This window comes from Aromatoleum anaerobium (assembly GCF_012910705.2).
GTDB classification, from domain to species: Bacteria; Pseudomonadota; Gammaproteobacteria; order Burkholderiales; family Rhodocyclaceae; genus Aromatoleum; species Aromatoleum anaerobium.
The window spans coordinates 591,669-606,431 of record NZ_WTVG02000040.1; the positions used below are offsets into that span (position 1 = coordinate 591,669).

Annotated in this window: 11 protein-coding genes and 1 tRNA gene; 4 read left to right on the forward strand and 8 right to left on the reverse strand. The window is 61.6% G+C overall.

What is annotated here, in order from left to right; genetic code table 11:
- Positions 1-69: 69 nt before the first annotated feature.
- The 3 genes from GO606_RS18270 to GO606_RS18280 form a co-directional block, all read right to left on the reverse strand.
- On the reverse strand, positions 70-696 hold the full coding sequence (locus GO606_RS18270) for a superoxide dismutase family protein (protein ID WP_169117496.1): 627 nt from the start codon (positions 694-696) through the stop codon (positions 70-72).
- Positions 697-917: 221 nt separating this feature from the next.
- Positions 918-2,165: a ferredoxin reductase family protein gene (locus tag GO606_RS18275; protein ID WP_169117498.1), complete on the reverse strand. Its 1,248-nt coding sequence runs from the start codon at positions 2,163-2,165 to the stop codon at positions 918-920.
- 175 nt (positions 2,166-2,340) lie between these two features.
- The gene (locus GO606_RS18280) at positions 2,341-2,886 is read right to left on the reverse strand and encodes a hypothetical protein (protein ID WP_169117499.1); all 546 of its coding nucleotides are present in this window, start codon (positions 2,884-2,886) and stop codon (positions 2,341-2,343) included.
- A 248-nt stretch (positions 2,887-3,134) separates the two neighbouring features.
- Between GO606_RS18280 and GO606_RS18285 the strand changes: the two genes are divergently transcribed.
- On the forward strand, positions 3,135-3,416 hold the full coding sequence (locus tag GO606_RS18285) for a DUF1640 domain-containing protein (RefSeq protein ID WP_169117500.1): 282 nt from the start codon (positions 3,135-3,137) through the stop codon (positions 3,414-3,416).
- A gap of 118 nt (positions 3,417-3,534) precedes the next feature.
- On the opposite strand, the gene GO606_RS18290 is transcribed toward GO606_RS18285, so the two are convergent.
- The 5 genes from GO606_RS18290 to tig form a co-directional block, all read right to left on the reverse strand.
- Positions 3,535-3,610 (reverse strand) — tRNA-Val (locus GO606_RS18290).
- A 163-nt stretch (positions 3,611-3,773) separates the two neighbouring features.
- Positions 3,774-6,200, reverse strand: coding sequence for an endopeptidase La (lon, locus tag GO606_RS18295; protein ID WP_169117502.1), 2,427 nt, complete (start codon positions 6,198-6,200; stop codon positions 3,774-3,776).
- Positions 6,201-6,287: 87 nt separating this feature from the next.
- Positions 6,288-7,556, reverse strand: coding sequence for an ATP-dependent Clp protease ATP-binding subunit ClpX (gene clpX, locus GO606_RS18300; RefSeq protein WP_011238635.1), 1,269 nt, complete (start codon positions 7,554-7,556; stop codon positions 6,288-6,290).
- A 17-nt stretch (positions 7,557-7,573) separates the two neighbouring features.
- Positions 7,574-8,212, reverse strand: coding sequence for an ATP-dependent Clp endopeptidase proteolytic subunit ClpP (gene clpP / locus GO606_RS18305; RefSeq protein ID WP_169117503.1), 639 nt, complete (start codon positions 8,210-8,212; stop codon positions 7,574-7,576).
- 19 nt (positions 8,213-8,231) lie between these two features.
- Entirely contained in the window at positions 8,232-9,536 is a 1,305-nt protein-coding gene (gene tig, locus GO606_RS18310; RefSeq protein ID WP_169117504.1) for a trigger factor, read from the reverse strand.
- A 349-nt stretch (positions 9,537-9,885) separates the two neighbouring features.
- Between tig and GO606_RS18315 the strand changes: the two genes are divergently transcribed.
- Genes GO606_RS18315 through GO606_RS18325 form a run of 3 tightly spaced genes read left to right on the forward strand, consistent with a single transcriptional unit; the run spans position 9,886 to position 14,666 of the window.
- On the forward strand, positions 9,886-11,808 hold the full coding sequence (locus GO606_RS18315) for a PrkA family serine protein kinase (protein WP_169117506.1): 1,923 nt from the start codon (positions 9,886-9,888) through the stop codon (positions 11,806-11,808).
- A 54-nt stretch (positions 11,809-11,862) separates the two neighbouring features.
- Positions 11,863-13,131 (forward strand): YeaH/YhbH family protein, encoded by a 1,269-nt coding sequence (locus tag GO606_RS18320; protein ID WP_169117507.1) that lies wholly within the window; start codon positions 11,863-11,865, stop codon positions 13,129-13,131.
- Entirely contained in the window at positions 13,128-14,666 is a 1,539-nt protein-coding gene (locus tag GO606_RS18325) for a SpoVR family protein (RefSeq protein ID WP_169117508.1), read from the forward strand. The genes GO606_RS18320 and GO606_RS18325 overlap by 4 nt, the downstream gene beginning before the upstream one ends.
- Positions 14,667-14,763: the final 97 nt, after the last annotated feature.

The window sequence follows — 14,763 nt, forward strand, 5'->3', positions numbered from 1 at the left end:
CCGCACGAATGCTGATGATAGTGCCGCCCCTCGATTTTCACCACGATGGGGCCGGCACTGGCGGGCTGTTCAATCGAACCACTCGTCCTCGTCGCCACCGACCGGTTCGATGACGCCGCAAGCAGCGCGCCCGCCCCCTGCGCAACCGGGGACCGGGCCGTCAGGACAATAGGTATCGGGATCGATATGCACAATGAGGGCGCTGCCGTCGCTGTCGAACACCCCGAGCGGGCCGGGCGAAAGGGTCACTCGGCTGGTGGTGGTCCTGAGCATGCCGCGACCATTCTTGACGTCGAGGTTGATCAGGTCGCCGGCGTGGAACGGGTGATTACCGTCGGGCGACACGTGGCCGTACGGTCCCGGATCGAAATGACCACCCGCGGCGGCGCAGGTGGGGGCACACGCTCCGGTCTGATGAATATGAACGGCATGCAGGCCATCGGGCAATCCTTTCACCGAAATCTGAACATCGACGAGCTTCACTCCCTCGGGCGAGGGGCGCTCGACAAAACGCGCCGCGCCCACAATACCGGGATCGGTGCAGCCATCGATCGTGGCCGACGCCCTCAACCGCGTCACGCGATCTCCATCACGCTCCATCGAGTCGGCGGCCTGCGCTGCCGGCAACAGACTCCCCAGTGCAACCGCAATCACCGCCGTACGGCATCCTCGGATCATCACAGTCTCCTTGTTCATTGAAGGACTACCACGAAGGGACGGACCGCAGGCGTGATGAAACCAAAGCGCCAGCGATCGCGCTGTCCAGCGAAGACGCTGTGCTCCGGCCCCCGCCTCCGGAGCCGCGCCGACACGTCCCGCCGATGCTCGCCCACATGACGCCAGTGCGCTGACGCTAACGGCATCCCTACTGTATAGGTGCCCGGCGCGTGGTCCGATAGTTGCGATCAGGGGTTCCCTCATCGCATCTCGAACAGTTCCTGGTGAAACCTCTCCTCGGCGAACCCTTTCGCGCTGAACGCCTGACGCAATGCCTGCCCGAATCCGGCTGGTCCGCAGAACCACAACCCGGCCGCTTGCCAGTCCGGCACGTGGCGACAGATTCCGTCCGCATCGAGGCGGCCGTCCCGGTCGGCAATCAGGACATGCAGCCGGACCCTTGCGCGCTCGGCCAGTTGCCGGATGCTCGCGATGAAGTTTTCGTCCGGCGCGCTGGTGCTGTAGAAAAGATCGACCGGCGGATGCGACGGTTCACTCGCCAGCCCCTGCAGACGGGCGATGAAGGGCGTGATGCCGATGCCGCCCGCCACCCAGATCTGGTGCGCCTGGTCGCCGCTGAAGTCGAAGCGGCCGTACGGCCCCTCCACTTCGGCCGGGTTCCCCACGCTGAGTATCTCCGGCAGAGTCTTCGTGTAGTCACCCAGCGCCTTGATCATGAATACCAGCCGCCCGTCCCCCTTCCACGCCGACGAAATCGTGAAAGGATGCGGCCCCTCGCGCCGGTCGAAGGTGACGAAGGCGAACTGGCCGGCCTCATGGCCACGCCACGGGCTCTTCAGCCTGAGCCCGACTTCGAGCACCTGATTGCCCGGATGGCGCACGAGCGTCTCGATCTCGGCCGCGGCGCGATGACTGCGGCCGATTCGGCCGCGCAGGGATTTGACTGCCGCGTAGCTGCCACCCGCCATCAAGACCCCCATCACGACGCCGACGGCGGTGCCCCAGTACGGGAACGGCAGCAGGATCACGCTGTGCACCACGAGCGCCAGATACACAACCGCGAGCACGCGGTGTATCTGGAAGAAGCGACGGTAGGGAAAGCGCTTGGTGAGCGCGATCGCAGCCGCGGCGACGAACACGTAGAACGCCCACTCGCCGATGGTTTCGGCCAGGCCGCGCTGCTCCTGGAAGAAGCGGAAGATCTCCACGCTCTGCTCCGGGCGCGGACCGCGCTGCGGACGCTCGAGCCACTTGTGCAGCCGATAGCCCTTGTCCAGCCCGCCGAGCAGCGGTTCCAGGATCACCGGTCGCAAAGCCAGCAGCATGGCGAAGCTCATCACGCCCATGGCAAGCACGCCGGTGTAGTTGACCACCAGCTTGCGAATGGCGAAGAAACTGTCGCCCTGCAGCAGCAGCGGATCGGCCTGCCACCAGAGCAGGCTGAGCGAGATGAGGATGAAGATGAGTCCGAGCTTGATTCGTTTCATGATGAAAACTCAGGTTTGTGCAGTGACCGGGGCAGGCGCCGCCGCTGCGGGCCGGGCAGGATCATGCCCTGCGCCTGCGCCTTCTGGTGTACCGGGATGTAGGACATCGGGGTCGTCAAGCTGAAGGAGTGGCGCCACAGGATGTCCAGGGTGTCCGGATGACGCTTCGCCCCATTCAGCGGATTTCCGGCACGCCCTGCCATCCTGGATGTTCGAACAGCAGCCCGTAGAGTCTCAGGTCCTGGACCACTTTCATCAGTCCGACGCGCCGCGCGTCATCGTGGCTTGCCGTGCGCATGAGATCGAGCCCGTCACGCATGTCGCCGAGCAGGAAACTCGCCTGTCTGCCCGCCGCGCGGGAAATCGCCTTGTCCGCCAGAATCGAGTCGATTTCCCTGCCCACCTCCAGCGCAAGCGCTGCGCCTTCGGCCCGCGACAAGCGCAGGTCGGGATGAGCATCGATGGAGGTGACGAGCATCGCGCGAATCACCTCCATGCGCTGCTGCAGCGGTCCGGGCGCGGCGGCACGGTCCGCGAGACGTTCGGAGCGCGCCGATTCCTCAACGTCGGCAAACGCCAAAGGAGGCGCGAAAAGCAGCGCCGAGACAAGCAGGACGGAAGTTGCGAGGCGACGGTTCATGACAAGACCCGGTAGTTGGAAACATGTGACCGAGTCTAGATTTTGTTGCCTGAACTGAAGATGAATGAGCACCTTCTCCATGCGAGCGTCAGGACTTTGCAGCCTGACACAACAAAAAACCCGCAAAGCCTTGGGGCGTGCGGGTTAGGGTACTGCGTGATGCTGGTTGTTGTTCGTATCTGGTGAACGGGGGAAATTCGGGGTGTGGGCGTGCGTGCCCGGTGCGGAATTACGCATGGCTGAAGCTCCGTGTCGTTTGGTCCGGAGCCAGCATCCCCACGCCAGTGGGGCGGCATTGCATGCCACGGCTCAGCCGCTACAATGGGCGCATGAGCGCGATCACCTTCGACACCTTGCGATATGCCCAACGGCTCCGTGAAGCGGGCGTACCTGCTGCCCAGGCGGAAGCGGAAGCCTCGGCGCTCGCCGACGTGTTCGCCACCGGCCTCGGTGAAGTGGCCACGCGACAAGATCTCGAGGCACTGCGTATAGCAGTGAAGAGCGACATTGACGCCCGGATCAACGAAGCGAAAAGCGACATCGTCAAATGGGTCGCAGGACTGCTGCTCGGCCAAGCTGCGCTCGTCGCCGCCCTGGTGAAGCTGCTGTAACCGTCCATCCGGTTTCATGGCGTGCTTCTTGGTGGCACTGCCTGACACAAGAAAAAACCCGCAAAGCCTTGAGCCGTGCGGGTTAGGGTACTGCGTGACACTGGTTGTTCTTCGTATCTGGTAGGTGCTGACGGGCTCGAACCGCCGACATCCGCCTTGTAAGGGCGGCGCTCTACCAACTGAGCTAAGCACCCGTAGCCGGAGACTCGAGGAAGCCGGAGACTTTAAACCATCCTTTGCCGCTTTGCCAGTGCAATTTCGCCTTGGCCCTTCCGATGCAGCCGATCCGGGCGCGGCCGCGGCGCAGCGTGAAAACCAGCTGCGCCGCGTCTTCCGTGGGCGTGAAGCGGAGCGCGCTCAGTGCGCTCTGGCGCTGCTCTTGCCAGCCACGCCTTCGGCAGGCTCCGCTACCGTCGCCGTCTCCTGCGCGAGTTCGGATTCGGTCAGCGGCTGCGGCTGTCGCTCGAGTGCGTGTTCGAGCACCTGGTCGATCCACCGTACCGGGATCAGCTCGAGTGTATTCTTGATGTTCTCCGGGATCTCGGCCAGATCCTTGACGTTTTCCTCAGGAATCAGCGCAACCCGGATGCCACCGCGAACCGCTGCGAGCAACTTTTCCTTCAAACCACCGATCGGCAGGACTTCACCCCGTAGCGTGATCTCTCCGGTCATCGCGACATCGCAGCGCACCGGAATGCCGGTCAGCACCGACACCAGCGCCGTGCAAATCGCCGTGCCGGCCGAAGGTCCGTCTTTTGGAATTGCGCCTTCCGGCAAATGGATGTGAATGTCGCTCTTCTGGTAGAAATCCTCATGGACGCCGAGCGAGCGAGCGCGCTTGCGCACCACCGACAACGCGGCCTGGACCGACTCCTGCATCACTTCGCCGAGCTTGCCGGTGGTCATGATCTTGCCCTTGCCGGGCAACACCACCGCCTCGACGGTCAGCAATTCGCCACCCACTTCCGTCCATGCCAGCCCGGTCACTTGCCCGACCTGGTTTTCTTTTTCCGCCATGCCGAAGGAGTAGCGACGAACCCCGAGATACTTGTCGAGATTGCGGGCATTGACGATGATCTTGCTCGCGCGCTTGCGCAACACCAGCGATTTCACGACTTTGCGGCATATCTTGGAGATTTCGCGTTCCAGGCTGCGCACCCCTGCCTCGCGCGTGTAATACCTGCATACATCGCGCAACGCCTCTTCCGTCACGGACAGCTCGTCGCGCTTGAGGCCGTTGTTCTTCATCTGCTTCGGCAGCAGGTAACGCTGCGCGATGTTGACCTTTTCATCCTCGGTATAGCCGGACAGGCGGATCACCTCCATCCGGTCGAGCAGTGCGGGGGGAATGTTCAACGTATTCGCGGTCGCCACGAACATCACGTCGGAGAGGTCGAAATCCACCTCGATGTAATGATCCTGGAATGTGTGGTTCTGCTCGGGATCGAGCACTTCGAGCAGTGCGGAACTCGGGTCCCCGCGGAAGTCCTGACCCAGCTTGTCGACCTCGTCGAGCAGGAACAGCGGGTTCTTGACGCCGACTTTCTGCATGTTCTGCAGGATCTTGCCCGGCATCGAACCGATGTAAGTGCGACGATGGCCGCGGATTTCAGCCTCATCACGGACACCACCCAGCGCCATGCGCACGAACTTGCGGTTCGTCGCCTTCGCGATCGACTGCCCGAGCGACGTCTTGCCGACGCCCGGAGCGCCGACGAGGCACAGGATCGGCGCCTTTACCTTGTCGACACGCTGCTGGACTGCGAGGTACTCGAGGATGCGTTCCTTGACCCGCTCCAGACCGTAGTGATCCTTGTCGAGTATCTTTTCGGCTTCCGCCAGGTCGCGACTGACGCGCGACTTCTTCTTCCACGGCAACCCGATCAGCGTCTCGATGTAATTGCGCACCACCGTCGCTTCGGCAGACATCGGTGACATCAGGCGCAGCTTCTTGAACTCCGCCTGCGCCTTGGCGAGCGCGTCCTTCGGCATGCCGGCGGACTTGATCTTGCGGTCCATCTCCTCGAGATCGGCACCTTCCTCGCCTTCGCCGAGTTCCTTCTGGATCGCCTTGACCTGCTCGTTGAGGTAGTACTCGCGCTGGCTCTTTTCCATCTGGCGCTTGACGCGGCCGCGGATGCGCTTTTCGACCTGCAGGATATCGAGTTCGGTTTCGAGCTGCGTCAGCAACCGCTCGAGCCGTTCGCCAGCGCCGAACATTTCCAGCACTTCCTGCTTCTGCTCGAGCTTGAGCGGCAGATGCGCCGCGATCGTGTCCGCAAGCCGGCCCGGATCCTCGATGCCGGCGAGCGACGCGAGAATCTCGGGGGGGATCTTCTTGTTGAGTTTCACGTACTGGTCGAACTGCGCGACGATCGCCCTGCGCATCGCCTCGAGTTCGTTGGTGTCGGTTTCGGGCACCGGCACCGGCGTGACTTTCGCGACGAAGACACTGCGCTGGTCTTCGACCGAGTCGACGCGGCCGCGCTGCACGCCTTCCACGAGCACCTTGATCGTGCCGTCCGGAAGCTTGAGCATCTGCAGGATGTTCGCGATGCAGCCGATTTCGTACAGATCTTCGGCCGACGGTTCGTCCTTGGCGGCCGACTTCTGCGCCACCAGCAGGATACCCTTGCCCGCCTCCATCGCGTTCTCGAGAGCCTTGATCGACTTCGGACGCCCGACGAAGAGCGGGATCACCATATGGGGAAACACCACCACGTCGCGCAACGGCAGAAGCGGCAGTTCCATTTGTTCGTTGGGGAGGTCGAGCGGGCCTGACATGATTGTTGTTACCTCGATGGGACGTGTCGAGCCCACATGGGGGCCCGACCGGGAAAAATCAAGCGGCGCGCGACCGATTCGCCTGGGCTAGTTAGAGCCCGAAACCTTCGGCTGCTCGGCATACATCAGAAGGGGCTGAGCGCCCTCTTCGATGGTGCCTTCATCCACCACCACCTTTTCCACCCCTTCCAGCGTGGGCAGGTCATACATGATATCGAGCAAAGCCGACTCGAGAATCGAACGCAAGCCACGTGCCCCGGTCTTGCGCCGGATCGCCTTGCGAGCCACCGCATGAAGCGCCGCGGGACGAATCTCGAGGTCGACGCCTTCCATCGAAAAAAGCTTCTGGTACTGCTTGACGAGCGCGTTTTTCGGCTCGACCAGGATCTGGATCAGCGCTTCTTCATCAAGTTCCTGCAACGTGGCGACAACCGGCAACCGGCCCACGAATTCCGGGATCAGACCGAACTTGATGAGATCCTCGGGTTCGACCTGACGGAACGACTCCGAGACGTTCTTTCCCTCGCGACTCTTGATCTCGGCGCCGAAACCGATGCCGATCTTTTCGGTACGGTTGCGGATCACTTTTTCAAGGCCGTCGAACGCGCCGCCACAAATGAACAGGATGTTCGTCGTGTCGATCTGGATGAAATCCTGGTTGGGATGCTTGCGCCCGCCCTGGGGCGGAATCGACGCGACCGTCCCTTCGATCAGCTTCAGCAGCGCCTGCTGCACGCCTTCGCCGGAGACGTCGCGCGTGATCGACGGGTTGTCCGACTTGCGCGAAATCTTGTCGATTTCGTCGATATAGACGATGCCGTGCTGCGCCTTGTCGACGTCGTAGTCGCATTTCTGCAGCAACTTCTGGATGATGTTCTCGACGTCCTCGCCAACGTATCCGGCCTCGGTGAGCGTCGTCGCATCGGCCATGACAAAAGGCACGTTGAGCAGGCGCGCCAGGGTCTGCGCGAGCAGCGTCTTGCCCGAACCGGTCGGGCCGATCAGCAGGATGTTGCTCTTCGACAGCTCGACCTCTTCCTTGCGGCCGGAAAGGTGGCGCAGGCGCTTGTAATGGTTGTATACAGCGACCGACAGGTTGCGTTTGGCCTGGGTCTGTCCGATCACATACTGGTTAAGGATCTCGCAGATTTCCTGCGGGGTAGGCAACGTCGTGCGAGTCCCTTCCGCGTCGACGGTTTCGGCAATCTCGTCGCGAATGATGTCGTTGCACAGTTCGATGCACTCGTCGCAGATAAAGACCGACGGCCCCGCAATGAGTTTGCGAACCTCATGCTGGCTCTTCCCGCAAAACGAGCAGTACAGCAGCTTTTCGCCACCCGCCTTTTTATCCGTCATGGTCTTCCTCTCTTATATCAACTGTCGGCGCGATTGGTCAGCACCTTGTCGACAATGCCGTACTCCACGGCATCGGTAGCCGACATGAACCGGTCCCGGTCGGTATCCTTCTCGATCTGCTCGATCGGCTGGCCGGTATGCTTGGCCAGCATCTCGTTCAGTTTCGCGCGAATGCTGAGGATCTCGCGGGCGTGGATTTCGATATCGGAAGCCTGCCCCTGGAACCCACCGAGCGGCTGATGGATCATCACGCGCGAATTGGGCAGGCAGAAGCGCTTGCCTTTCTCGCCGGCCGCGAGCAGGAACGAACCCATGCTCGCCGCCTGCCCGATGCACAAGGTGCTCACGCTCGGCTTGATGAATTGCATCGTGTCGTAGATCGCCATCCCCGCCGACACCGAACCACCCGGCGAATTGATGTAGAAATAGACATCCTTGTCCGGGTTCTCGGATTCCAGGAACAGCAGCTGCGCCACGATCAGGTTCGCGGTCACGTCGTTGACCGGGCCGACCAGAAAGATCACCCGTTCCTTCAGCAGGCGCGAGTAGATGTCGTAAGCGCGCTCGCCCCGACCGCTTTGTTCGACCACCATCGGGACCAGTCCGAGGCCGACCGGATCCCAGTTGCTGCTTCCATGTGGCGCTGCACTGTTCATTGCTTTGCCCCTTGCGGCATCAGGCCGCGTTACCCATCAATTCGTCGAAAGTGACCGTCTTGTCCTCAGTTTGAGTCTGGGACAGCACCCACGCAACAACGTTGTCCTCGATTACGACCGCTTCGGCCTGGCCCAGACGTTCCGGTTGAGCGTAGTACCAGCGCACCAGTTCCGCCGGATCCTCGTAACTTTGCGCCATCTCGTCGATCATCGCGCGGACCTGCTCCGGTTTTGCGTACAGTTCCTTCGCGTTGACCAGCTCTGCCATGATGAGGCCGAGCTTCACGCGGCGAACCGCCTGGTCGGCAAACCATGCCGGCTCCACGGGGATGTCCTTGGTCTTCATGCCGCGCATTTCGAGGTCGCGCTTCGCGTTCTCGGCGAGCTGCCTCGACTCGGCCTCGACCAGCGCTTTCGGCACCTCGATCGGATTCGCCACCAGCAGCGCCTCCATCACCTGTTCCTTGACCTTCCCCTGGATGCGACGTTTCACTTCGCGCTCCAGGTTGGCCCGGACTTCGTCACGCAGCTTCGTCACGTCACCGTCGGCAACTCCCAGCGCGCGGGCGAGATCCGCATCCACGGCGGGCAGGACCGGAGCCTCGACGCCTTTCACCGTGATTTCGAACTCCACATTCTGGCCGGCAAGGTCGGCCGCGTGGTAATCCTCGGGGAACGTCATTTCAAAAGTCTTCGTTTCGCCGACCTTGAGACCCAGCACGGCGCTCTCGAAATCCTTGAGCATCGAACCGGCTCCGATCACGAACGGGAAATCCTGCGCCTGTCCGCCCTCGAACAGTTCCCCGTCCTTGCGTCCCGCAAAGTCGATCACCACCCGGTCACCGTCCTGAGCGGGACGATCCGCGGCCTCGAAGGTCGTGCGCTGCTTGCGCAGCACTTCGATCGTCTTGTCGACTTCAGCGTCGCCCACCGTCAGGACCGGCCGCTCCACCTTCTGTCCCGACAAGTCACCCAACGGCACCTGTGGATAGACTTCGAACACCGCGCTGAATTCCAGTGCTCCCTCTGCTGCCGCTTCACGCGGCTCGATCCGCGGGTAGCCCGCGACGCGCAAATTCTGTTCCCGCACCTTGTCGCCGAACGCTTTTTCTATCGCTGCGCCGATCGCTTCGGAACGAGCCTGCGAGCCGTAGGTTTGCGCGACGATCTTCATCGGCACCTTGCCCGGCCGGAAACCCGGCATCTTCACGGTGCGGGCCATCCGCTTCAGCCGAGAATCGACTTCCTTGTCGATCTCCGCCATGGGCACGGACATGTCGATGCGGCGCTCGAGCGCGCCTTGCGTTTCCTGGTTGGTCTGCATTAAGTGATCCCTGACAAGTCAAAGTTTGCCCCGAAAATCGACTCCCGACCAGCAAGCGGCGCGATGCCGATCAAGGTGAGTTCAACGGGCATGTTAGGAGTAAAAATTTAATTCTAACACAGCCTCCGGACCTTCCTTCCAGCCGCCTTCCGGCCGCAAAATGGCACGAATAATCTTTCCCGTCAGGGTGCACATTGCATGGAACTTGCTGCGTCCATGTGCCTCTCACGGGTGACGACAGGGGCTGGAGACGCGCCGGCATGAGGGTGCCGGGCCGTTCGCCAAACGTCCAAGAGCGTCTCGACCGCTCTGTGTTTCAACTGATTCGATCATGAAGGGAGATATCCAGATGACCATCTTCAATGCCTATCAGGCGCGATTCGAGGCAGCCCGCGAAGAAGAGATGTCGATCCAGGAGTATCTCGAGCTGTGCAAGTCGGACCGCTCGGCATATGCCACCTCCGCGGAACGGATACTGATGGCCATCGGGGAGCCCGAACTCGTGGACACGCGCGTCGACCCGCGGCGGTCACGCATCTTTTCCAACAAGATGCTCAAGCTGTATCCGGCCTTCCGTGACTTTTACGGCATGGAAGAGGTCATCGAGCACATCGTTTCCTACTTTCGTCACGCGGCGCAGGGACTGGAAGAGAAGAAACAGATCCTGTACCTGCTCGGTCCGGTCGGCGGCGGCAAGTCGTCGCTTGCCGAAAAACTGAAGTCGCTGATCGAAAAAGTGCCGTTCTATGCGATCAAGGGATCGCCGGTGCACGAGTCGCCGCTCGGTTTGTTCGACGTGAACGAGGACGGCCGTCTGCTGGAAGACGACTTCGGCATCCCGAGCCGCTACGTCAACACGATCATGAGCCCCTGGGCGGTCAAGCGGCTGCATGAGTTCGGTGGCGACATCACCCGCTTCCGCGTCGTCAAGCTGCGCCCGTCAGTCCTCAAACAGATCGCGGTCGCGAAGACCGAACCCGGCGACGAGAACAATCAGGACATTTCTTCACTCGTCGGCAAAATCGACATTCGCAAGCTCGAGGAATATTCGCAGGACGACCCCGACGCGTACAGCTATTCGGGTGGCCTGTGCCTCGCCAACCGCGGCCTGCTCGAATTCGTCGAGATGTTCAAGGCGCCGATCAAGGTGCTGCATCCGCTGCTGACCGCGACGCAGGAAGGCAACTACAAGGGCACCGAGGGCTTCGGCGCGATCCCGTTCGACGGCATCGTGATGGCGCACTCGAACGAATCGGAGTGGGTGGCGTTCAAGAACAACCGCAACAACGAAGCGTTCCTCGACCGCATCTACACGGTGAAAGTGCCGTACTGCCTGCGGGTGTCGGACGAGATACACATCTACGAGAAACTGCTTACCGAGAGTTCGCTCGCGGCCGCGCCGTGCGCGCCCGACACGCTGCGGATGATGGCGCAGTTCGCGACGCTGTCGCGGCTCAAGGAGCCCGAGAACTCGAGCATCTATTCGAAGATGCGGGTGTACGATGGCGAGAACCTCAAGGACACCGACCCGAAGGCGAAGAGCTACCAGGAATACCGCGACTACGCCGGCGTGGACGAGGGAATGACGGGTCTGTCCACGCGGTTCGCGTTCAAGGCACTGTCGAAGGTGTTCAACTTCGACCACCGTGAAGTCGCGGCCAACCCGGTGCACCTGATGTATGTACTGGAACAGCAGATCGAACAGGAGCAGTACCCGCCCGAGGTCGAGGCCCGTTACATGGGCTTCATCAAGGAATTTCTTGCCCCGCGCTACGCCGAGTTCATCGGCAAGGAGATCCAGACCGCTTATCTCGAGAGCTATTCGGAGTACGGCCAGAATATTTTCGACCGCTACGTGACCTACGCCGACTTCTGGATCCAGGACCAGGAATTCCGCGATCCCAATACCGGCGAGATCCTCGACCGTTCGGCGCTCAACGACGAACTCGAAAAGATCGAGAAGCCGGCGGGCATCAGCAATCCGAAGGATTTCCGCAACGAGGTGGTGAACTTCGTGCTGCGCGCACGGGCCAAGAACGATGGCAAGAATCCGAGCTGGACGAGCTACGAGAAACTGCGCGCGGTCATCGAGAAGAAGATGTTCTCGAATACCGAGGAACTGCTGCCGGTCATCAGCTTCAACGCGAAGGCAAGCGGCGACGAGCAGAAGAAGCACCAGGACTTCGTCAACCGGATGATCGAAAAGGGCTATACCGAGAAGCAGGTCCGCCTGCTGTGCGAATGGTATCTGCGGGTCCGCAAGTCGTCGTAAGCGACATCCCGCCCGGCGCGCACCGCCGGGCGGAGTCCAACACGGGAGGAATTCATGACCCGCATCATCGATCGACGGTTTGACAGCAAGAAGAAAAGCGCGGTCAATCGCCAGCGCTTCATGCGCCGCTTCAAGCAGCAGATTCGCCGCGCGGTCAGCGATGCGATCCAGGATCGTTCGATCCGCGATCTGGACAACGGCGAACAGATATCGATCCCGTCGAAGGATCTGAGCGAACCGCAATTCCAGCACGGCCGCGGCGGCGTGTGGGAGCAGGTCTTTTCGGGCAACGATCAATTCTCGAGCGGCGACCTGATCAACCGCCCGCCGGCGGGCGGCGGCGGGGGCCGCGGCCAGGGCAAGGCCAGCAACGAGGGCGAAGGCGAGGATGACTTCGTCTTCCACCTGTCGCGCGAGGAGTTCCTCGACATTTTCTTCGACGACCTCGCGTTGCCGAACCTGATCCGCACGCAGCTGGCCAAGATCACCGACTACAAGACCCAGCGGGCCGGTTTCACCGCCGACGGCTCGCCGGCGAACATCAACATCATCCGCTCGATGCGCGGAGCGCTGGGGCGCCGGCTGGCGCTCGGTTCCCCGTTTACGACGCGGCTGCGGGAACTGCAGAAGGAACTGGATGCAGTCATCGAGGCCTGCGGCGAAGACAGCCCGGAAGCGATCGCGCTGCGGGAGGAAATCGCCCGCGTGCGGGCGAAGATCGAGGCGATCCCGTTCATCGACAGCTTCGACCTGCGCTACAACAACCGCATCAAGGTGCCGAAGCCGACGACGCAGGCGGTGATGTTCTGCGTGATGGATGTCTCCGGCTCGATGGACGAAGAGAAGAAGGCCACCGCAAAGCGCTTCTTCATGCTGCTCTATCTGTTCCTGAATCGCACCTACGAGCACATCGAGGTGGTGTTCATCCGTCACCACACGATCGCCAAGGAAGTGGACGAGGATGAGTTCTTTCACTCGCGCGAGTCGGGCGGCACGGTCGTGTCGAGCGCGCTCAAGCTGATGCACGAAGTCATCGCTTCGCGTTACGCGCGCGGCAACTGGAACATCTATGGTGCCCAGGCTTCCGACGGGGACAACTGGGACAACGATTCGCCGATCTGTCGTGAGCTGCTCGACACCCAGATCCTGCCCTACTGCCAATACTTCGCGTACATCGAGATCACTCCCGGCGAACCGCAGAACCTCTGGCGCGAATACGAGAAACTGATGGGGGCCCACAAGAACTTCGCGATGCAGAGAATCGAAGCGCCGGCCGACATCTATCCGGTATTCCGCGAACTGTTCAAGAAGACGCTTGCATGAAACGTGCCGCCGTGAAAAAGCTCAAAGAGCTACCCGCGACCTCCGAATGGACGTTCGAGGCGATCGACACCTACCACACTGAAATCGCACGGGTTGCCGGCGAATTCGGCCTCGATGTATACCCGCCGCAGATCGAGCTGATCACCGCCGAGCAGATGATGGATGCCTATGCGTCCGTGGGCATGCCGGTGAATTATCACCACTGGTCTTTCGGCAAGCACTTCCTGACGACAGAAAAGGGCTATCGGCGCGGCCAGATGGGTCTCGCGTACGAAATCGTCATCAACTCCAACCCCTGCATCGCGTACCTGATGGAGGAGAACACGCTGACGATGCAGGCGCTGGTGATCGCCCACGCGGCTTATGGCCACAACAGCTTCTTCAAGGGCAATTACCTCTTCCGCACCTGGACCAACGCCGACGCAATCGTCGACTACCTGATCTTCGCGCGGCATTACATCGCCGAATGCGAGGAGCGCCACGGCGAGGAAGAAGTCGAACTGCTGCTCGATTCGTGCCATGCGCTGATGAACCTGGGGGTGGACCGCTACAAGCGCCCGCCGAAACTCTCGCTGGCGAAGGAGAAACTGCGCCAGAGCGAACGCACCGAATATCTGCAGAGCCAGGTGAACGAGTTGTGGCGGACCTTGCCGGTTCATGAAGCCAAGCCCGGCCGGGCGTCGCGGCCACGCTTCCCGCCCGAACCCGAGGAGAACCTGCTGTATTTCGTCGAGAAGCACGCGCCGCTCCTCGAACCCTGGCAGCGCGAGATCGTGCGCATCGTGCGCAAGATCGCGCAGTACTTCTTTCCTCAACGCCAGACGCAGGTCATGAACGAAGGCTGGGCGTGCTTCTGGCACTACACGCTCCTCAACCGGCTGTACGACGAGGGGTTGCTGGCCGACAGCTTCATGCTCGAATTCCTCCAGTCGCACACCAACGTGGTGTATCAACCCGCCTATAACGAGCGCTGGTACAACGGCATCAACCCCTACGCGCTGGGTTTCATGATGTGGCAGGACATCCGCCGCATCTGTGAATCGCCGACGGAAGAGGATCGGGCCTGGTTTCCGGACATCGCCGGCAGCGACTGGCGCGAGACCCTCGATTTCGCGATGAAGAACTTCAAGGACGAGAGCTTCGTCGCCCAGTATCTGTCCCCGAAGGTGATCCGTGATCTCCGGCTGTTTGCGATTCTCGACGACGAGCACGAGTCCAAGCTCAAGGTGTCGGCGATACACGACGAGCGCGGTTATCGTCGCGTGCGCGAGATCCTGTCCGACCAGTACAACCTCGGCAGCCGCGAGCCGAACATCCAGGTCTGGAACGTGGATCTGCGGGGCGACCGCTCGTTGACATTGCGCCACCAGGAATACCGGCGCCGGCCCCTCGGCGGCACCATTGACGAAGTCATGAAACACATGGCGCGACTGTGGGGGTTCACCGTACGCCTCGAGACGCAGCATGAGGACGGCAGCATCGAACTCGTGCAGGAGACGAGGATCGAGAAGCGCCGCGGTCATCCGGACAACTGACGGGCACACGGACAGGGCCCGCTGCGAGGAGCAGAGCACGCGGCGGCCTGCCGAACCTTTGCAACGTCGCAGGAATCACCCGCCACGCATCATCGAC